This is a genomic window from Sphingopyxis sp. YF1, from assembly GCF_022701295.1.
Lineage (GTDB): Bacteria > Pseudomonadota > Alphaproteobacteria > Sphingomonadales > Sphingomonadaceae > Sphingopyxis.
The window spans coordinates 4081951-4101887 of the sequence record NZ_CP033204.1; the positions used below are offsets into that span (position 1 = coordinate 4081951).

The window sequence follows — 19937 nt, forward strand, 5'->3', positions numbered from 1 at the left end:
CCATCAAATGCGCTGGAAATCCAGCGGTTCGATTGGCTGAATGAGCGAGGCAAGATCTGATGACTGCAACAAAGCTTTTCCTGGCGCTGACGGTCGCAATGCCAATGGCGACTTCCCATGTCGATCCGAAGGAGCTCGATGCGGTATTTGCTGATATCCGGCCGGATCAACCGGGCTGCGCTTATGCTGTGGATCTGCGCGGCAAGGTTCTCTATCAGGGCGGCTTTGGACTTGCTGATCTAGCCACCCGCGAGCCGATCACACCCGCAACACGCTTCGAACTGGCGTCAACATCGAAGCAGTTCACGGCCGCTCTCATCCTGATCTTGGTACAGGAACGCCGACTTAAATTGGCGGCATCTATCCGCACCTATCTGCCTGACCTCCCTAAGGTCTACGATCCGGTCACGGTCGCGGACTTGTTGCACCACACCAGCGGCATTCGCGAGTATTTCGATGCATTCAGGGCACGCGGAGACGATGAGAGCAAACCCCATTCCCGCGAGGAAGTGCTGGCCTTCGTCAAGGCGCAACGCGGACTCGACGGCCCACCTGGCCGTCGTTTTTCCTACGTCAACACCAATTACTTCCTGCTCGCAGAAATCGTGGAACGCCTAACCGGAAAGTCATTTCCGGATGCTGCGCGGGAGCGGCTCTTCATTCCGGCGGGCATGACGGAAACTCGCGCAACGCTTGATACGACCAGTCTCGTTGCAGGTGACGCGCGCGGCTATCAAATCGACAAGAACGGTAGCTTTGTCTCCGCAGCCTGGACCTGGCAAGGCTATGGCGACCGCGGCGTGCGGACTAATGTTGGCGATCTTGCTCTTTGGCATGGGGCATCGCTCGCGGCGACAACCGGCGGTGAGGCACTCGAAGTGGCCCGCCTCGCGAACGGGAAACTGCGTTCTGGCAGATCTGTCGATTATGCCGGTGGGTTGTTCGTGGATGATCGGCAAAGCGAGCGTGTTGTGTCGCATTCGGGCTTGGTTGTAGGCAATCGCGCCATGGATGTGCTGTATCCGGACAGCGGCATTGGTATCAGCGTGATGTGCAATCGCGACGATATCGCGCCAGCTGAGCGTGCGCGCAAAATTGCTTTGCTCGTGAAGCCGGGGGCGCCCGATCCAGCATTTGATCGCGCAATTGATCCTGCCGAAATGAAACGCCTGGGGAAAGTTGGCGACCTGCGCTCCGCGCCTGACGGCTATTATCGCGATCCCTTGTACGGACAGTATCTCATCGTCGCTCACCGAGACGGTGAGCCGATTGTCAGCTACAATATGAGAGCTGAGAAAGTGACGCGCCGCCAGGACGGCATCTACCGCGCGCGCCGGGGTGTTCTGCTAAGCTATGCAGTCGCACAGGTTGGAATCGAGCGTGTCGTTCAGTGGACTGAAAGTGGACCCATTCCGTACGATTATGTCGGAACTGGCGCACTTGAAACCAAGTTGTTTCGGCCCGGACAATATCGCAGCGATGAGCTTGGCATCACTGTGACCCTGTCAAGAGATCTGAAGGGATGGTCGTTGGATACTCCTGCAGGTGCAGTGCCTTTAGAGGCTGCGCTGGCAGATGACCTTGTGGGCCCGGACGCTGCATTTTCGTTGCATGCTGTTGGTCCTCAAATCTTTACATTTCACACCGTCAATCTGAGCGGGATAGAGTTCAGACGGCTTCCGTAGCTCGCCGCGAGCGCTTGCCGATCGCGACGAAGATCGTTGCTGCCAGCAGCGGAAACACTGCGCAAAGCAGGAAGAAGTTGCCATATCCGAGTGCAGGTTCGGCGCGCCCCATCAATCCGGCAAGAAAATTGCCAGCGGCTCGCGCGCTATACCAGAACGCGATGGTGACTGCACCTCGCCCTGCAGGCGCTAGGCGCGCAAACAGACTGAGACCGACCGGAAGCACCCACAACTCGCCAAAGGTTACCATCAGAAAAAATGCTGCAAGAACAGGCCAGAAAATCTGACCGGGTTGCCCGAGCTGGATGATCAAAGCGAGCCCAATAAAGGCCGCGGCCATGATGCAGCTACCAATGGCCATCCTGAAATAGTCGTTCTGCGAGCCACCTCTCGCGGCGGCCTTACGCCAGCCCCAGACGAGGAGCGGGGTGAACAGAATGACCCCCAGCGGATTGAGCGACTGAAACCAGGTATAAGGGATGGTGATATCTGCCCCTAGCGAACGATCGACCTGGCTGGCGGCGAAAAGCGCGACAGTGTTGCCGAGTTGCTCATAAGCGACCCGCAAGACGATTACTGCTGCAAGGACACCTGCCAGGAGCGGGATGACGGACTGGCTCGCCTGCGCCACCGGCGTTTCGTCGACCAGATGGGACGCTGCTCCAGGTCGGTCTGGAGGCAGAAGATGGCGTCCGGCGAGAAAGATAACGATGGCTGCTGCAAGCCCGGTAGCGGAAGCGAGGAAGCTGTACCGCCAGCCGAAATTCTCTCCAAGCGTGCCGCAGATCAGCGGTGCCAGCAGCGCACCAGCGCTCACTGCGAGATAGTAGAAGCTGAAACTGCGCTGGCGATCGGGGTCGTTCGGCGAGAAAAGAGCACCCAGCGTAGCGGGCAGAGTTGGAAGAAACAGGCCATTGCCAATGACAATTGCGGCGAGGCAGCCCGTAACGTTCGCGCCAAACAAAAGGCCGATGTACCCGGCCATCTTCAGCAATGCGCCACCGACAATTGCCGCCGATCGGCCAATAAACCTATCGGCGATCCACCCACCTAGGATTGGCGTTACATAGGCTACGCCGAGGAACGTCCCATAGATAAGTGAGGCGTCCTCGGTCGAATAGCCCAGGTCCTGCGTAAGGTAGTAGACCAGTACGGTTCTGAGCCCGACATAGGAGAAGGCCTCCCACATTTCCGTCGCAGCCAGCAGTAAGACCGCTGGGTGATCCCGAAATGTTTTCGGAACCCACCGGGACATGTTGCTCACGCGTTCGCGCCGGACTTGTCAGTCGCTACGCCCGGCAGCTTTGGCGGCACGTTGCCCCAAGCCAATCGCGCATTGTCAGGAGATGCGGCACCAAGGCTCCTTCCACAAATCAGGACGAGCCCAATGGCCACGGCGAATTCGACCAAATCCCAAGGGCGCCACCCAAGCCCTGCAACCGTTGGAGCCCATTCGGCAGTGACGTTTACGCCCAGTTCGTTATGGATCGCGTGAATGAGCACGCCACCCCACATCGATCCGCCGAGCTTGTTGCATACGAAGACAGCGATGATGGTGCCGGCAATGAACCCCGGAATGATAACGAATTGCTTGACGATAACGCCCCAGGCCGCGCCAGGTTCGCCGGAGAACAGCGTCGGCAAGTCGCGCGGCAAATGCCAAGCCCACCACATGAGGCCGAGGATCACCGCTGCGGCCAGAGGGTCAAACTTCTTGAGGAGCTGCGGCAGCGCAAAGCCGCGCCAGCCCAGTTCTTCGAGCAGTGGGCCAGGGCTGAGTAGCAGAGATGCTGCCAACATCGCATAAATAGCGAGGGGATCTGACCCATAGCGCAGGAAGGTGCGATCAAGCGTACCAGGCGGAGCGTAGATGAATGTCTGAACCCACATAATTCCTGTGAGCGCGAAGAACGCAAGGAAACACACAGCTATGACAGTAACGCCCTGACGCCAGGAAACAGGCGATCGCCACGGGGCGCAGCGGCTCAGCAGTTCACGAAATCCTGCACGCCCATAGCCGATACCGGTTACGATAAGAGCCGCGAACATTGGGGCGGCCGGAAACAGCAAAAGCGTATAGGCTCCCGGATACTCGAACGTGGACCTGACAGCGGTAATAATGTTGAGGTGAGCGTGCGTCTCTTGCAGCATCTTGAACATCGGGCCGAGCGGAGTCGGGCTCATCGCGCGTAGCGCATGGGCCGCGAGAGCGATCAGGATCGCCAACGCATAGAAGCAGAGCAAAGGTCGCTGTTTGACAAACTCCCGCATGATTCAATTCTCCCGTTCCTTTCAGCTAACATTTCAGATCGACCCGAGACGGTCAACAAGAATTGACTGTCCGTTCGGTTGATCTATGAGATGGAGATGCAGCGGCTTGCTGCGAACAACATCAAACCGAAGACTCGTGTTATGCTTGATCGTCGAACATTGATGGGAGGCATATTGTCGATGGCTGGATCGAAGGCGACAGGTGCAACCCTGCTGGGTCGAGGGTTGCGCGTGTTTGTGGCGACCTTCGGCACCGAGACGAATTCATTCTCACCCTTGCCAACCGGACTGGATGCATTCCAGGCGACGATGCTCTGGCGCCCCGGAGAGCACCCGGATTTCGCAACCGAGGCGACCGGACCGCTTTGGGCCGCTCGAGAGCGTGCCCGCGAGGGACGCTACGAGGTCATCGAGGGAACCTGTGCCTTCGCCATGCCGGGTGGTCCGGTCAGCGCGCAAGCCTACCAACTGCTGCGCGACGAGATCCTCGATCAACTGCGACGGGCAATGCCGGTGGATATCGTGGCTTTCGGTTTACACGGCGCAATGCTTGCCTTCGGGGAGGACGAGTGCGAGGCGGACCTTCTCGAGCGTGCCCGGGCGATTGTCGGGCCAGATGTAGCGCTAGGGGCTGAGCTTGATCTTCACGCTCACTTGTCGCCGCGAATGGTCCGCGCTGCCGATGTCATTGTGGCGTTCAAATATTATCCGCATACGGACTATGTCGAGCGCGCGCGCGATCTTCTCGATTTGCTCGAGAGAGTCCGTGCGGGCGAGATCAGGCCGACCTCAAGCCTGTTCGACTGCCGGATGGTCGGCGGATTGACGACGCAGTCGTCACCGATGAAGGACTTGGTCGCAGAGCTGATCGAGCGCGAGCGGCGAGGGGAAGTCCTTTCCGGCTCACTGATCCAAGGCTTTCGTGCGGGCGATGTAGCGCGCATGGGGTCGAAAGTGCTGATCTATACCAACAATGACCAGCCGGCTGCAGCGTCGATCGCACAAGACTTTGCTCGCCGATACCAAGCGATGGCTCCGATCATGAAAGGTAACGGCCCAGAGCGAAGCTTTGCGGCCGATATCGAGCTTGCCAAGGCTGCGACCGCTTTTCCCGTAATTTTGGTCGATAGTTCGGACAATCCCGGCGGTGGGGCTTCGGGTGACAATATGGCATTGGCCCGGGCGATGTTGGATAATGCACTGATCCCGGCATGCATTGGTCCGATATGGGATCCTCTCGCAGTACGATTGGCCTTTGAAGCGGGCCTTGGTGCCGATTTTTCGCTGCGTGTCGGTGGCAAGGTCGGCGAGGCATCCGGGCTGCCTCTCGACGTTCGCGGCAAAATCACAGGGCTTGCCAAGAATGTCACCCAAAACCTGCAGGGTTCCCGGCCGCCCCTGGGACGTGTCGTTTGCATTAGTACTGGCGGTCTCGACATCATCGTCAGCGAGATTCGGGACCAGTGCTACGGTCCCGAGATGTTCCGGGCGGTCGGTGTCGAACCTGCGAAAAAGCGCTACGTTGCCGTAAAGTCGTCCGAGCAGTGGAGAATCGGTTTCGGGGACATGGGGCGCAGTGTGATCTACGTCGCTTCGAGCCAGCAGTCGTCCATCCGTCACTATCACAAGCGCTCCCGGCCGATGTGGCCATTCGAGCCTGTCGACTTTTCAGCCTAGCGAATAAACCAGACCCCATCGATGCAATCGCCAGCGACACGATAGGCGACTATGGTCTCAAAGCGACCATCCGGGCCGCGCGTCGGGTCACCTTCGCCAAGTTCATGATCAACGACGTAGTTGTCGCGGATCATCCGCCCGATGAGCTCCATCCGAAGGCTGGGGACCCTAGCAAACAACCGCCTATAGACCTGTACGATTTCCGCGCGACCCACAGCCACTGGCGGACCCGTCAATTGTTCAAATCGCGCATCGCATGAGAAACAGGCGGCAAAGCCTTCGGCATCGTGTGCGTTGAATCGCTCCAACTGGCGAATCACCGGGTCCAGAAGGCTGATCGTCTTTTGTTGGGACATGCACAGATCCATTAAGAGCGAGGCTCGGCAGTGGAGGCCGGAAGACGGAGCACCAGCATCGCAAAAAGCGCCGCTGCAGCCGTGCCGGCAATTGCCATTGCCATGAGTAACGCCGGGGCCAGCGCCATGCCCAGGTCCTTGAAAACGGGAACAAGGACTGGACCAATGCTCAGCCCGAGCATGATATTAAACACGCCGCCCAATGATGAGCCAATTCCGCGCACCTCGTCGACGAGACGCTCTTGGAACAGGGGCAGTGAAACTGTTTGTGCGAAGGCGCTCGAGAAACCCCAGACCGAGATCGCGCCAATGACGCCGTAAGCGCTTGGAACTAGCAGCAATCCCGTACCGGCCAGTCCCACGATCGTTGCGGCAATAATCGCGGCAGGTCGTCGGTCACCCTTGGCTGTGGCTCTCAGTCGACCGGCGGCAGCCCCCCCGGCTAGCGCGCTTAGCGATCCGGCAAGGATGGCAAGCACACCGAAGATGAAGCCGGTCGAAGAGGTCGAGACACCATAGCTGCGGATCATGAGCGAAGGCGCCCAACTGACCAGCGCGAAATCGCCGAGCGAGAGAGCTGCGCATCCAAAGTAGATGGGGGCAAGCTGTCTTCGTTGCCGCCAAATCCACGCCAACGGTTCTGCCAGCGAATTGGGCGGTCGGCTAACAGCACGCATTGGTTCGCGGATGGAAACGATCGCTGCCGCAAGGAAAATTCCAGGCGTGCCAGCAATTACCATGACGATGCGCCAGCCAGAGAGTCCACCCAGCACAGGTAGTCCGCTGAATGCCTGGTGACCAGCCAGCTCAACCAGTGCCCCGCCCAACAGAAAGGCAAAGCCGTTTCCGGCGATCATTCCGAGCATCAGCAGCGCCAGCGGCATACTCCGCCGCTCCGGTGGGAACATATCGGCGAGCATCGATACCGCAGCAGGCATAAGCATTGCCTCGCCTGTGCCGACAGCAACGCGCAAGATGACCATCGACTCGAAATCACGAGCGAAACCGGTCGCAATCGTTGCGATGCTCCAGATCAGTATTCCGAAAATGATCATGCGTTTGCGGTTGTGGCGGTCGGCCAGCCAACCTGCGGCAACACCCATGGCAGTGTAAAAGACCGCAAACGCTGCACCTACAATGATGCTAAACTGCGCATCGCTAATGCCAAGTTCGCGTTCGATTGGATCAACGAGCAGCGAAAGTATGAAGCGGTCAGTGTAGGAAACCATTGCGGCGACAGTGAACAGTACAGCTGCCCACCAGCCAGCTCGGGAAGAGACGGTTGCTTTGGCGTTGGTCGAGGTCATTGCGAATGCGCCTCAACTGCATCTGGTCGCCATAGTCGCAGCACTTTCTTGTCGATCTTACCGATCGGCGTGACCGGCAAGGCTTTGATGAATTCGATGCGCTTGGGAACTGCGGCTGCACCTCGGCGCTCCCGGACAACACGCGCGACCTCAGCAGGATCAGGCGTGTTGGTTAAGTCCACAGGGACGATGAATGCTGTAACGGCCTCGCCCCAATGCGGATCATCGATGCCTACCACGCCGCAGGCCAGAACCCCCGGAATACCTGCAATGACCTGCTCAATCTCGTTCGGGTAGACGTTGAAGCCGCCCGTGATAATCAGATCCTTAGTGCGATCGACGATGCTGAGGTAGCCGTCTTCATCAAAGCGTCCCACGTCGCCAGTTCGAAGCCAGCCATCACGCATCGCTTCGTCAGTGTCTGCTTCACGCCGCCAATAGCCCTGCATCACAAAGGCCCCACGGACACATATTTCCCCGCATTCACCAGTGGGGACGGGCGCGCCATCTGCATCAACAAGTTGGATATCCACACTGGCCAGCGGCACTCCACAGGAACCCAATCGATCTGGACGACTCAGCACATGCTGTTCCCGGGCCAGATAAGCGATGCAGGTTGGCGCCTCAGTCTGGCCATAGAGTTGCATGAACAATGGTCCGAAAAGCTCGATCGCTTCAACAAGACGCGGAATGGCAATCGGCGCGCCGCCATAAATGATCGTTTCGAGCGGTCCAAGATCGAGCCCAGTATCCTTTGCAAGGTCGATTAACCGGTAGATCATCGTCGGGACGAGGAAAGTTGCGGTGACGTTGTGCCTGCGCGCATAGTCCGCCAAGCCCGCCGGCTCGAATGAAGGTAATAGATGAAAGGTTCCGCCTCTCAGCCATGCAGGGTAGCATAGCATTCCCGCTGCATGTGACACCGGAGTGACGGCTACGACATTCGTGGGACTCGGCCATTCCCATTCACTTGCTGCCATCAAAACCGTTGCCAGAGTCGAACTGTGGGTATGGACGACTCCCTTTGGCCGGCCGGTGGTCCCCCCAGTGTAAGCAATCACCGCGATATCACCGCATTGAGCGACTGACTCCAGTATGGACGGGGCGGCTGTATTAGCCCGCGCCATAAGGTCGATGCCTTGTTGGGCTGCACCGAGAGTCGCAACCTGGATAACACGGTCCAGATTCATCGCCAACAATGCTACTCGCTCGGCCTGCTCAGGTGCGACCAGTATGACGTCAATCTCGGCATCGCTAAGGATGTAGGCCAGATCCTCGTCGGACATGAAGAGCGAAACCGGCGTGACGCGGATGGCGGCAACCATAGCTGCAGCATTGGCAATAGCGGTTTCGGGAAGGTTTGGCGCCATAATTGCCAGGGCCCCGCCACGGGCGAGCCCGAGCGAGCCAAAGGCCGAGATGAACTGAGAAATGCGATTGCCCAGTTCGGCGTAAGTGAGTGAACCTCCCGGCCATTCAAGCGCAATGCGAGGATGCCAGCGTTTACAGGCTCTCGCGATGAGAGATCCCAGCGACCCGCCCAACTCGATCCCCATTCTTGATTCTCCACCGCACCGGACACGACCCCTTGCTTATATCGGTCAAAAGCAGGTTACAATCATATATTGACCGGCTGGTCGGTTAATGGCAGTTTCACTGCACCAATTTGGGGGAGAAACAAAATGATTCGTCGATCAATTGCTTGGGCGACCCTGGTCACTTTGATGGTCTCAGCTGCGCCTGCAGCCCTCGCGCAGAATACGCCCGCAGCAGCGGACGATGCACAGGACGACAAGGCGCCTGATGAAATCGTTGTCACGGCCCGGAAGGTCACCGAGCGCCTTCAGGATGTGCCGATCGCGATCTCGGCAGTCTCAGCCGACAAGATTGCCGAACGTGACAATGTGCGGGTCTCGGAACTGGCAGCTGCTGTTCCCAACGTAACATTTAGCGGTGGTCCACTTGCCACTATTACCGTGCGCGGCGTCTCGAGCCAGTCACGCTACAATCCCGGATTCGACAGCGGAATTGGGGTCTACATCGACGGTGTGGTACAAGGGAAAAGCTACACATTTGACTCCCCGCTCTATGACGTCGAGCGGGTCGAGTTCCTTCGCGGACCGCAAGGGACACTCTTCGGCAAAAATGCAATTGGCGGAGCGATCAGTATCGTCACGCGCAACCCGAGCTTCACGCCCACCGGCCAATTCGAACTTTCAACCGGCAGCTTCAACCGTTTCGAAGCACAGGGGTTTATCTCAGCGCCGCTCTCCAGCAGTCTTGCGGTAAGTGTGGGCGGATTTCGGGTTAAACGGGATGGCTACGTCCGTAACCTGATCGACAATCGGCGCTTCGCAAACGACGATAGCTACGGGGGCCGTGCAAAGATCCTTTGGAAACCCTCCGATCTGGTCAAGCTCGTTTTGTCGGCCGACTACCTGAAAGAGGACAACTACGGCTACGTAGATGAGGTTTCTGCCGGGTATGGCGGACCGACTGGACGCTATGAAAGCAACGTCGACACCCCTAATCTCGCCCGGCGCAAGACCAAAGGACTCGCGCTAACAGCTGACATTGAAACTGGCTTCGGGGCGACCCTTACGTCAATTACTTCTTATCGATGGGCCGAAAACCAGAGAACCAATGATTCCGACGTCGGCCCACTCTCGATCGTCGTAAGCGAGTCTGCGTCCAAGCAGACCCAGTTTTCGCAAGAGGTGCGTTTGTCCGGCAAACTTGCCGAGCGTATCAATTATTTGATCGGCGGTTATCTCTTCCGCCAGGATACCGATAACTTCGCACAAAGTACGTTCGGTCCTGACAGCAGATTTGCACCGCTGAGGGGGCAGGTCGGCAATACCTTTGGCGAGGCTGACACTGAAGCAGTGGCTGCGTTCGCAAGTGTGGATTGGGAACTTGTCGATAAGCTGACTGCCACTGTCGGCATTCGCTACACCGACGAAGCCAAGCGCCTCAATTATCAGCAGATAGGCTTTCCGCTGATCGGCGCCCCCAACCTGCCGCAGGAGTTTGACAGGATCAGCGCGACAGATGTTTCGCCCACCTTTACGCTTCGCTACCAGCCGTCACGCGACATCATGGTATATGGCACGGCTTCGAAGGGCTTCAAGTCGGGTGGATGGAACGTCGACAACATCACTTCGCCGCGCATCACGACTTTCAAAGCCCTGCGTTTTGGTGACGAGAGCCTTTGGAACTATGAACTGGGTATCAAGGCACAGTTCCTCGACAATCGCATCACGTTCAACGCCGACGCCTTTCGGCAGGATTATTCCAACATTCAGACGCCGCAGCTTACCCAAGTCCTCGGCGGTGGCGGTGCTGTCGTAGCTATCGTGACCAACGCCGCATCGGCCCGACTGCAGGGGTTGGAAGCGGAACTGACCGTGCGACCGACCGGCATTTTGACGGTGAATGGAGTACTTGGCTACACCGATGCAAAATATAGCAGGTACACCGACGGGGCGCTGAATTTTTCCGGAAACCGGCTGCCCGGGGCTCCCAAGTGGACTGGCAACCTGTCGGCGACCTTGCGAGTCCCGGTTAGCGACGACTGGTCGCTGGGCGCGCGCGGCGAATATCTCTATCGCTCGAGTACGTTCGGCGATCGCGAGAACTCGGCAGCTCGTACAACGCCGTCATATGCTTCTATCAACCTCTCGGCTGGCATTTACGGCAAGCATTTCGACCTCGTCGGCTTTGTCAACAACCTCGCCGACAAACAGGACGTAATCCTGATTTCCGAAGGTGGGTTCCCGGCTCCGCTTGGTGTCGGGTTGAACACGCTGGTTACCAGGCAGCTGGGGCGTACCTGGGGCTTACGGCTTGCTGGCCGTTTCTGATTTCGAAAGGCGCGGATCTCGCCCCGGTGCCGGGGATAAGGCTGGGATCCGCGCTTGATCTCCGATCGACCAAGTGTAAGGTCAACGCGAACCTGAGGCGGAGATGACAGTATATGGTCGGAGTTAGGGCTAAGGACCATGAAGATAAAAAGCGTTTGATCCTAGATACTGCCTCGGGTCTCTTCGCTCGGCAAGGCTTTGCGAAAACCTCGATCTCTGAGCTCTCTTCAGCCTGTAGAGCCTCCAAGGCTTGGATCTATCATTATTTCCCGACCAAAGAGGACATTCTCTTCACACTGCTGCGTGACTTTCTAGAGGTCGTTCGAGCTCGACTTGGAGCGATCGATATCGAGGAGCTTGCTCCCGAGGTCTCACTGCACAAATTCATCCTCGAATGCCTGCGGATCTATGACAATTACCGCATCAACTACCCGGTTTTGTTCAATGAAATGACGGTTCTGACAAGCGAGCAGCAGGAGGAGTTGCGCGCGATCGAGGACGCACCAGTTAAGCTGCTAACAGCAATCGTAGCCAAGATCAGACCGGAGATCTCCCAAGCTGCAGCTTTTCGTACACCGATAACCTTGCTCATCTACGGTACGATCAACTGGACCTACACTTGGTATAATCCAGACGGGAAGCTGAAGCTCGAGCAGCTTGCCGCTCTCGTGCGTGATTTCGTCCTTGGAGGCATTCAAACCGTTGACGTCGGGTGAGGGCGTCGGGGCGGATCGTTCTCGGCACTTCTTGAATGGGTCTGATGGGCTGAGCCGGACCTTAGGATCGCCGGACTTGAAGTTTGAGGTCGGCCCATTCGAGCCCCGGTCGAGCTGTTGCGCTGCTACCCAACCTTGGACCATGCGGGTCTAAAGTTTTCCGCCTTACTCACGTCCGGTGGGCTGGTTGCACCGGCTGAGTTTGCCAGCCGTATCGGGGGGATAACCGATCTCCCTGCATGCCCGTTCCAGCGTGGCGACCACATCTTCACCACGATAGCTGAACCGAGGATCGACCACGGGCGATAGCCGCGAGAACGTGTCGACCACTGTCAGAATGTGCAGCTTCCGACCAGTCGCCAACTGATCGTGCACAAAGCCCATGGCCCATACATCATTCGGACGGATCGCTGGTGCATGATCCTCCCGCAGTTTCGCTTTCACACGGCGCTTGGGCGGTTTATTGCGCAGCTGCAAGCCCAACTCCCTGTAAAGCCTGTATACCTTCTTCCTGTCCACGGCCCAGCCATCGCGGCGGAGGATGTAATACACCCGCCGGTAGCCATAGCGGACATGCGTCTCGCAGGTAAGCGCTGTTTCCGGGCCACATTGCGCGGTGGGGTGCATGCCGTGACCGATGCGAATGGTCGTCCGATCACCTTTTTCATGACCGCTGGGCAGGTCAGCGACTACACTGGCGCGGCCGATTTGCTCCACTACGACAAGCGCCGCTACAAACGCCGCAACCGCATCGAGATCATGTTCGGCCGACTGAAAGACTGGCGGCGCGTCGCGACCCGCTATGATCGGTGCCAAAACGCCTTCTTTTCGGCCGTAGTACTCGCCGCAATCTCATCTTCTGGCACTGACGAATCAGTCCTAACCTTAAGGACGCCGATACGCCGGAAGACAAGATTGAGCGTTCGAAGAATGCCGGTTGGGCGGCCATCCAAGTGGCTAGTTCTTTCATTCGGAAACGTGGCGAGCGGTTACTGGGGGAAGACGTCTGGGACGAGAATTCTCCGCGGAAAATTTTATATCGCTCGACATAATTCCCGATGCAGACTGCGCGTCGTCTGCGTTCCGCACGAGGACCGCTTTGCGCCTGATGCACTAATCCGCTTTGCGGAATGATCGGCCCCCACGGGCTGGTCCATTCGGATTGTTAGTGCATTGACGCCTCCATCGCCAGTGTTGGCCGTAGACGAGGAAGCCGCTTGTTTCTGGTAATGAGGAGACTTTTGGCCATCCATGGACGATCCGATGGTGCTGGCGCGTTCGATTATGGAAACTGCTACTTTGCTTAGATCAAGCATACGCCCGGGCGAACCCACAGCCAATTCGAGAAAAATCGTAAAATTGGCTTCTCGGCCTGTCTGCAAAGGCGTTTAGCGCGAGCGCATCTCCGCCACCCAGTTGCGGACGTGGGTTTCGAGCAGATCAAGCTGCACCGCTCCGGGCGAGAGCACGGTATCGTGGAACTCCCTGATATCGAAACCTGCCCCCAATGCGGCCTCGGCTTCGCGGCGCAGGTGCGCGAATTTCTCGTGCCCTAGCTTATAAGCGAGCGCCTGGCCGGGAACATCGGTCGCATAACGCAGCACTTCGGCCGAGGCTTGCTCGGAAGACATCATGGTATGGGCCACGAGGTAGTCGCGGGCCTGCTCGAAATCCCAGCCCAGAGCGTTGACTCCGGTGTCCACCACCAGCCGCGCCGCCATCATCGCGTCGAGCGCGACGAGACCATAATGGTCATAGGGATCCTTCACCGCTCCCATTTCGATCGCGAGATTGGCGGCATACTGGGCCCAGCCCTCGTTGTAGGCGCTGAGGCGAAGGCTTGCGAGTTCACGGCGGATCGGGGGCAGCGCCGTGTGCTCGGCTTGCAGGGCGAGGTGGAAGTGGTGCCCTGGTATTAGTTCATGGTAATTGATCGCCGCAGCCTGCACCATTGAGCGCCTGTCGAGGTTGGCGCCGTTGTAGCGGAACAGGCCCAGAGGCTCGACGCTCGAAGGCTTCTCGTAATAGCCGAAAGCGACACCGCCCTCGCTGGCGGCGGGGATGCGGCGGATGCCGTAGCCTGCTTTCGGCTGGCGGCCGAAATAGCGGGGAATGTGCGGCTCAATCCGGACGATCTGTTTGCGGTACAAGGCTTCCAGCGCCCCGGCATCGGCGACGCGGAAGCGCGGATCGGTGTCCAACATGCGGTGAAAGTCTGCTTGGCTCCCGGCAAAGCCGATCCGGACGCGCAGTTCGGCGAGGCGACGCTGCGTGTTCGCAACCAACTGAAGGCCGAGCGCATGGAGCTGTTCGGGCGACTGGTCGGTGGTGGTGTAGGTGGCGATCGCGCGGCGATAACGCTCGCGGCCGCCGGGATACTGCGAAAGACCGATCGCAGCAGGCGCGCGGGTCTCGTAATCGGCATCGAGCAGCACCGCGATGTCTGTGAGGCCGGCGGTGATCCTTGCCGCAGCCGCGCCGCGCGCCGCAGCGGTGAAACTCTCCGCGCCGCTGTCGGGCATCGCGGCGAGCCGCGCAGGGCTTGGCACCAGCCGTGCCTCCACTCCGCCAGCGAGCGCGAGATAGGTCGCGCGCAGCGACGCGATGGCAGGCTTGGCAAGATAGATCCCGGCATCGCGCTGGGCGATGGTCCTCTCCTTCATCTGGTCTAGCCGGTCACCGATCTCGGTGAGCAGCCAGAGATATTCCGCGCGCTGTTTTGGGGTGGCGAGCGGCCACTTGGAGGCGAGCTCAATGAGGCCATTGAGAGGCAGAACGCCGCTATAGGGTGTGATCGCAAAGTCGTGCACCCAGTTGTCCGGGCCTTCGGCGATGTCCTTGTTGAACTTGATGAGGAACTGGCGCGTGATCTCCTCGTCCGGCGTGAGCGCGGCAGGGTCAATCACCCGCAGACGGGCGAGCAGCGTTCGGGCAGCCGCAGCATCGCGCTCGGCTTCGGCACGGTCGATGTCCTTGACGCCGACGAAGGGCAACCCCGCCGCATCGCGCAAGGCATTGTCGCTGGCCAGCACTCCTTGCCATGACTCCTCGGCGATGGCCGCGACGATCCAGGATGGCTGTTCGGCTTTGTCCGATCCGGCCACGCGGCCCTGATGTTCGCTTGCTTGAGCAAGTTGAGCTGCGCCTATCAGCCATGCGGCGAGGAACGCGTGTCGGATCATGCCATGACATCCTTGTTGTCTGCGTTGCTGTGCCCTGCGAGGGCCTCGAAATTGGGGGAGTGACCGCGCGGCACGATCACCAGGGCCGGGCGGTCGGGAAGGATCGCCAGCTCGACGGTCCATGTCGCGAACCCCACCCTGCGGAAGCCCGGGGCGAGGAGGTTTGCGTCCATCGCGGCAGGCGCGTGCCGGCGCAGCAGCGCGTCAAGCCGCGAGCGACCGATGCGGTAGCCGACGACTGCGGCCGAAACATCGGCGGCGATGCAATCGGGTGCGGCGGCGGGTGCGGCGCTGACGCCGGTCGCGATCCACACCCATCGATCGGGTGCGACGGCGGCGGCATGTCCATCGCCCACCGGCTGAAGTTCGCCGAAAGACGCTGCCTGCGCGATTCCCTCGACAGCCGCAACCATCCCGCCGCCGCGCCGCCAGCTGGCATAGCGCGCGAGGGCGAGATCGCCTTCGGCAAGCCTCTCGTACATCGCCGGATCAAGCTGCATCGCGCATCCTCCCGCCGTCCGGGTCGAAGGCGCATGGGTCGACAATGCGCGCCCGATAGGTGCGCCCACGATTGTCCGGACCGAGATCCCATAGCGCAATGACCTCGCCGATCCGGGCCCCGCCATCAGCGATCATGGCGAGGGCATGCGGGCAGCCGAGTGTCGGCGAGATGACCGATGAGGTGACCCACCCGTCCGATCCCATCCCGCTTGCCGCGCGCAAATGCGCGCCGACGGGGAGGTGCGATCCATCTAGGCTTGCAAGCCCGACAAGCTGCTTGCGGCCCGGGTCTCTGCCGACCGGCATCAATGCACCGCGCCGTCCGATGAAGTCCGAAGCCTTGCGGGCCAGCGCCGCGCCGAAGCGGACGTCCTGCGGCATTGTCGTGCCATCGGTCTCGTTGCCGACATGCAGAAAGCCCTTCTCGATGCGCATCACGTCGAGCGCCTCGATCCCGAAGGGGATGATATCGTGTCCAGCCCCAACGGTCAGTATCTGGCCCGCCATATCATCCGCCAGATCCGCCGGGCAGGAAACCTCGAAACTGAGCTCGCCGGTATAGGACACGCGAGAGAGCCTGATCGGCCTGCCCTCGAAACTGCCCTCAGCATAGCCGAGATGCGGTAGAGAATCGGGCGAAAGATCGACCGCGATTCCGCTGCTCTCGAGCACGCTGCGCGCCCGCGGGCCGGCCAACGTGAGCACTGCCCATTGGTCGGTGACGTCGATCATGGCGACCTTGAGCTGCGGCCATTCGCACTGGAGATATTCCTCCAGCTGCGCCAGCATGCGCTGACGCCCGCCGCTGCTGGTGCCGAGGATGAAGCTGCCGTCCCCACGGCGCACGCAGACGCCGTCGTCGATCAGGATACCCGTCTCGGCGGCGAACAAGGTGTAGCGGCAGCGTCCGGGCGCGAGGCTTGCCATTGCGGCGACGCAGACGAGGTCCATGAACTGTGCCGCATCGGGTCCGTGGACCTCGATCTTGCCGAGCGGGGAGGCGTCGAACAGGCCGACCGCCTCGCGCACCGCCTGAACCTCGCGCGTGATGGCCGCATCGAGCATCTCGCCCGGTGCAGGATAGGCTGCTGGCCGCAGGTGCGAGCCATATTCCATCATCTGCGCGCCGAGCGACAGGTGCCGCTCGTGGGCAGGCAGGCGCTGGACCATGTCGAGAAGCGCCCCGCGTGCGTCGCCTGCAAAAGCGCCGACGGTGACGGGATCATAGGGCGGGCGGAAGCGGGTCGTGCCGACTTCTGCGGGCGCACGGCCGGTCAGGTGGCCCACGACTGCAAGGCCATTGACTGTCGAGGTCTTGCCCTGATCGGTCGCCATGCCCATCGTGGTGTAGCGCTTGAGATGCTCGACTGAGGTGTAGGATTCGCGCGCCGCCAGAGCGACGTCGCGAACCGTGACATCGTTTTGGTAATCGACCCATACGCTACCGCTCGGTCCGGCATTGGGATCGGGAATGGCGATGGGGGGCACGGGCGGCAGGCCCTTGCCCGCAGCGCGCCCGAGGACCCGCCATCCGGCGAGATGCTCGCGTGGGACGAAGCTCGCCAGATCCTCGCGCCATGCAAGCCGGCCCGATGCCTGGGAATGGAGACTGACAGCCGGGTTGAAACCGCCCGCAACCAGCAAGGCATCGCACGCAAGGTTCCGGCTGCCGAACTGCCCCGATACACGCACACCGCGCAATCGTCTGCGACCGGCCGCGCCTTCGATTCGGGCTGCGCCGAGGACCGGCACCCCGGCAAGGCACAGCGTCTCCACTGCCGGGCCCTGCGGGTTCGGCCTGCTGTCGACGACAAAGGCGGGGCGCACACCCCGGTGCAGATAGGCCCGGGCCGCCTCCCAGCCGGCATCGTTGTTGACGGCAAACCCGATCCGGCGACCCGGAACGACAGCCTGACGGTGCAGAAAGGCAAGGCCCGCCGAAGCCAGCATGATGCCCGGCAGGTCGTTATTGGCGAACAGGAGCGGGCGCTCGATTGCTCCGCTTGCCAGAACGCATTGCTTGCAGCGCAGGTGGATCAGCCGTTCCCGGGGGGCATCGTCCTGCGGGTCCAGGATCATCTGGCGCAGGCCGAAGGCATTGTGGTCATACGCCCCGAAGACCAGCGTGTGCGGCCACATCCGTACATTGCCGAACGCGGAAAGGCTTGCCACCAGCTGCGCAAGCTCTGCGTCGTTCTGCGCGCTCGCGCCCCGGCGATGCCCGCCCCAGAACGGTTCGTGTTCGGCGATCACAACATCAAGGCCGCGCTGCGCGAGGGCGAGGGCCTCTGCAAGGCCCGACCGTCCGCCGCCGATCACCAGAGCATCGCAGTTGACGAAGGCGTGTTCGTAGCGGTCGGGATCGGCGATGGCAGGGGCCTTGCCCAGGCCCGCCGCGCGCCGGATCAGCGGCTCGAAAAGGTGCCAGTCGGGCCATTTGAAGGTCTTGTAATAGAACGCGGCCGGGATGAAGGGCCTGATCAGCGCGTTGATGCCCAACAGGTCGAACCCGGGCGAGGGCCAGCAATTGACTGGCGCCGCTTCCAGGCCGTCTTCGATCGCAACGGCGGTCGCCTTGAGGTTGGGCACCGTACGTGCGCCGCGGCCCAGCTGCACCAGCACATTGGGCTCGTCCAGACCTGCGCCGATCAGCCCGCGCGGGCGGTGATATTTAAAGCTGCGCGCGGCGAGAACCTCGTCGTTGGCGAGCAGCGCCGAGGCAATCGTGTCACCGGCAAAACCGCCAAGCCCCCGTCCGGTCCAGCGCCAGCGCAGCGGACTGTCGCGGTCGATAAGGGCGCCGCCTTCGGGGAGACGCCAGGCTGTCATGTCGCGTCTCCGCCGCCGAGGGCGAATAGCGGCTCGCTGCGGCTGATGTCATGGCTTACCGTGTCGCGCTCGGCGATGAACCACTGCCCGCAGCCCAGCGCATGGAGCCAGCGTTCGCGGTGCAGCCCCTTGGGGTTCGCGCGCCAATAGAGGTAGTCCGTCCACTCGGCATCGCTCGCGTCGGCGGGCGGGCGGCGGCGGCTGGCATCGCCGGCACAGTGGAACTCGCTTTCCGGGCGCGGGCCGCAGAAGGGGCAGGCTATCCGCAGCATCAGTGAGCAATCCCCGCAGCGCCGGCCTCGTCAACGAGGCGGCCGGTAACAAAGCGTTCAAAGCTGGCGAAGGCGGCGAGCGGATGCTGCTCTCCTGCGGCCAGGTGATGTGCAAGGCACACGCCGCCCGCCGGGATCGCCTTGAAGCCGCCGGTGCCCCAGCCGCAGCTGAAATGGAGCCCCGAGACCGCGCTCTCGTCGATGATCGGCGAGGAATCGCGGGTCACGTCGCAGATGCCGGCCCATTGGCGCAGGAACCTCAGCCGCGAAAACTGCGGGAACAGATCGACCAGACCCTGCGCCGCGCGCTCCATCCACGGCAGATTGCCGCGCTGGGCATAGGACAGATAGAGATCGAGCCCCGCGCCCAGCACCAGCTCGCCCTTGTCGGTCTGCGAGACATAGGCGCCTGTCGCCGGAGACATCACGACGGTATCGAGGCAGGGTTTGACCGGTTCGGTGACAAAGGCCTGCAAGGCATAGGACTGGATCGGCAGGGTCAGCCCCGCGAGCCTTGCGATCTCGCTCGAATGTCCGGCGACCGCGACGCCGATCTTGCCGCATCCGATCATGCCGCGGCTGGTCTTCACCCCTGTGACGCGTCCGCGGACCAGATCGAAGCCGTTCACCTCGCATTGCTCGATGATGTCGATGCCATGCGCATTGGCCGCCCGCGCATAGGCCCAGGCCACCGCGTCGTGGCGCGCGGTGCCGCCGCGCGGTTGCAGCAGCCCGCCCCAGATCCTGTGGCGCGGATCGGGGTTGAGTCCAGAGATGGCGGCATAGACGCTCTCGGCGTCGTGGAACTCGGAATCGACCCCGTTCAGCCGCATCGCGTTCGCCGAATGGCGCATCCGGTCGCGCTGGTGCGGGTCATGGGCCAGAACCCACATCCCCCGGCGAGAGAACATGATGTTGTAATCAAGCTCGCGCGAAAGCTGCTCGTACTGCGACAAGGCGTAATCGTAGAAGGCAGCGCTCTCGGGATAGAAGTAGTTCGAGCGGATGACGGTTGTGTTGCGGCCCGTGTTGCCGCCGCCAATCCAGCCCTTCTCCAGCACTGCGACATTGCGCAGGCCGTGGCGCGCGGCGAGGTAATATGCTGTTGCCAGCCCGTGGCCTCCGCCGCCAATGATGACGACGTCGTAGCTCCGTTTGGGCTCGGCCTTGCGCCACTGCGGTTGCCAGACCTGCTGCCGCGAAAAGCCTCCCCGGATCAGGGACCACGCGTTGAAGGGCGTCTTTGGTCGCATCTGTCTTTCGTTACAATACACTAGT

General features: G+C 60.8%; 14 protein-coding genes and 2 pseudogenes. 5 read left to right on the forward strand and 11 right to left on the reverse strand.

The window, feature by feature from the left end; translation table 11 throughout:
- The first annotated feature begins 59 nt into the window (after window positions 1-59).
- Window positions 60-1685, forward strand: coding sequence for a serine hydrolase domain-containing protein (locus EAO27_RS19665; RefSeq protein ID WP_242774156.1), 1626 nt, complete (start codon window positions 60-62; stop codon window positions 1683-1685).
- Here the strand turns inward: EAO27_RS19665 and EAO27_RS19670 are convergent.
- Entirely contained in the window at window positions 1669-2940 is a 1272-nt protein-coding gene (locus EAO27_RS19670; RefSeq protein ID WP_242780670.1) for a peptide MFS transporter, read from the reverse strand. The two genes, EAO27_RS19665 and EAO27_RS19670, sit on opposite strands and share 17 nt — an antisense overlap.
- A gap of 5 nt (window positions 2941-2945) precedes the next feature.
- Window positions 2946-3956 carry a CPBP family intramembrane glutamic endopeptidase gene (locus tag EAO27_RS19675; protein ID WP_242774160.1) on the reverse strand — a complete coding sequence of 337 codons (1011 nt, stop codon included), beginning with the start codon at window positions 3954-3956 and terminating at the stop codon, window positions 2946-2948.
- 78 nt (window positions 3957-4034) lie between these two features.
- Between EAO27_RS19675 and mlrC the strand changes: the two genes are divergently transcribed.
- A complete protein-coding gene (gene mlrC / locus EAO27_RS19680) occupies window positions 4035-5633 on the forward strand; it encodes a microcystinase MlrC (protein WP_242774163.1) in 1599 nt (532 codons plus the stop codon).
- Here the strand turns inward: mlrC and EAO27_RS19685 are convergent.
- Genes EAO27_RS19685 through EAO27_RS19695 form a run of 3 tightly spaced genes read right to left on the reverse strand, consistent with a single transcriptional unit; the run spans window position 5630 to window position 8852 of the window.
- Complete coding sequence (locus EAO27_RS19685) at window positions 5630-5989, reverse strand: nuclear transport factor 2 family protein (RefSeq protein ID WP_193749245.1); 360 nt, start codon at window positions 5987-5989, stop codon at window positions 5630-5632. The genes mlrC and EAO27_RS19685 overlap by 4 nt on opposite strands.
- Window positions 5990-6000: 11 nt before the next feature.
- The gene (locus EAO27_RS19690) at window positions 6001-7296 is read right to left on the reverse strand and encodes an MFS transporter (RefSeq protein WP_242774167.1); all 1296 of its coding nucleotides are present in this window, start codon (window positions 7294-7296) and stop codon (window positions 6001-6003) included.
- Window positions 7293-8852 (reverse strand): AMP-binding protein, encoded by a 1560-nt coding sequence (locus EAO27_RS19695; RefSeq protein WP_242774170.1) that lies wholly within the window; start codon window positions 8850-8852, stop codon window positions 7293-7295. The genes EAO27_RS19690 and EAO27_RS19695 overlap by 4 nt, the downstream gene beginning before the upstream one ends.
- 69 nt (window positions 8853-8921) lie before the next feature.
- Here EAO27_RS19695 and EAO27_RS19700 point away from each other — a divergent pair, with 69 nt between their 5' ends.
- Window positions 8922-11159, forward strand: a complete 2238-nt coding sequence (locus EAO27_RS19700) for a TonB-dependent receptor (protein WP_242774172.1) — start codon at window positions 8922-8924, stop codon at window positions 11157-11159.
- Window positions 11160-11314: 155 nt separating this feature from the next.
- A complete protein-coding gene (locus tag EAO27_RS19705; RefSeq protein WP_242774180.1) occupies window positions 11315-11875 on the forward strand; it encodes a TetR/AcrR family transcriptional regulator in 561 nt (186 codons plus the stop codon).
- A 219-nt stretch (window positions 11876-12094) separates the two neighbouring features.
- Here EAO27_RS19705 and EAO27_RS19710 read toward each other — a convergent pair.
- Window positions 12095-12460: pseudogene (locus tag EAO27_RS19710) on the reverse strand (IS3 family transposase); the annotation flags it as partial.
- Window positions 12461-12496: 36 nt separating this feature from the next.
- Here EAO27_RS19710 and EAO27_RS19715 point away from each other — a divergent pair.
- A pseudogene (locus EAO27_RS19715) lies at window positions 12497-12724 on the forward strand (IS5/IS1182 family transposase); the annotation flags it as partial.
- A 539-nt stretch (window positions 12725-13263) separates the two neighbouring features.
- Here EAO27_RS19715 and EAO27_RS19720 read toward each other — a convergent pair.
- From EAO27_RS19720 to EAO27_RS19740, 5 genes are read right to left on the reverse strand one after another with little or no spacing between them, the layout of a single operon-like run.
- Window positions 13264-15057 carry a DUF885 domain-containing protein gene (locus tag EAO27_RS19720; protein WP_242774184.1) on the reverse strand — a complete coding sequence of 598 codons (1794 nt, stop codon included), beginning with the start codon at window positions 15055-15057 and terminating at the stop codon, window positions 13264-13266.
- Entirely contained in the window at window positions 15054-15557 is a 504-nt protein-coding gene (locus tag EAO27_RS19725; protein WP_242774187.1) for a hypothetical protein, read from the reverse strand. The genes EAO27_RS19720 and EAO27_RS19725 overlap by 4 nt, the downstream gene beginning before the upstream one ends.
- A complete protein-coding gene (locus EAO27_RS19730) occupies window positions 15547-18387 on the reverse strand; it encodes a 2Fe-2S iron-sulfur cluster-binding protein (protein ID WP_242774196.1) in 2841 nt (946 codons plus the stop codon). Before EAO27_RS19730 ends, EAO27_RS19725 begins: the two co-directional genes overlap by 11 nt.
- Entirely contained in the window at window positions 18384-18659 is a 276-nt protein-coding gene (locus tag EAO27_RS19735) for a sarcosine oxidase subunit delta (protein WP_242774199.1), read from the reverse strand. The genes EAO27_RS19730 and EAO27_RS19735 overlap by 4 nt, the downstream gene beginning before the upstream one ends.
- Window positions 18659-19912: a sarcosine oxidase subunit beta family protein gene (locus tag EAO27_RS19740; RefSeq protein WP_242774202.1), complete on the reverse strand. Its 1254-nt coding sequence runs from the start codon at window positions 19910-19912 to the stop codon at window positions 18659-18661. The genes EAO27_RS19735 and EAO27_RS19740 overlap by 1 nt, the downstream gene beginning before the upstream one ends.
- Window positions 19913-19937 lie beyond the last annotated feature (25 nt).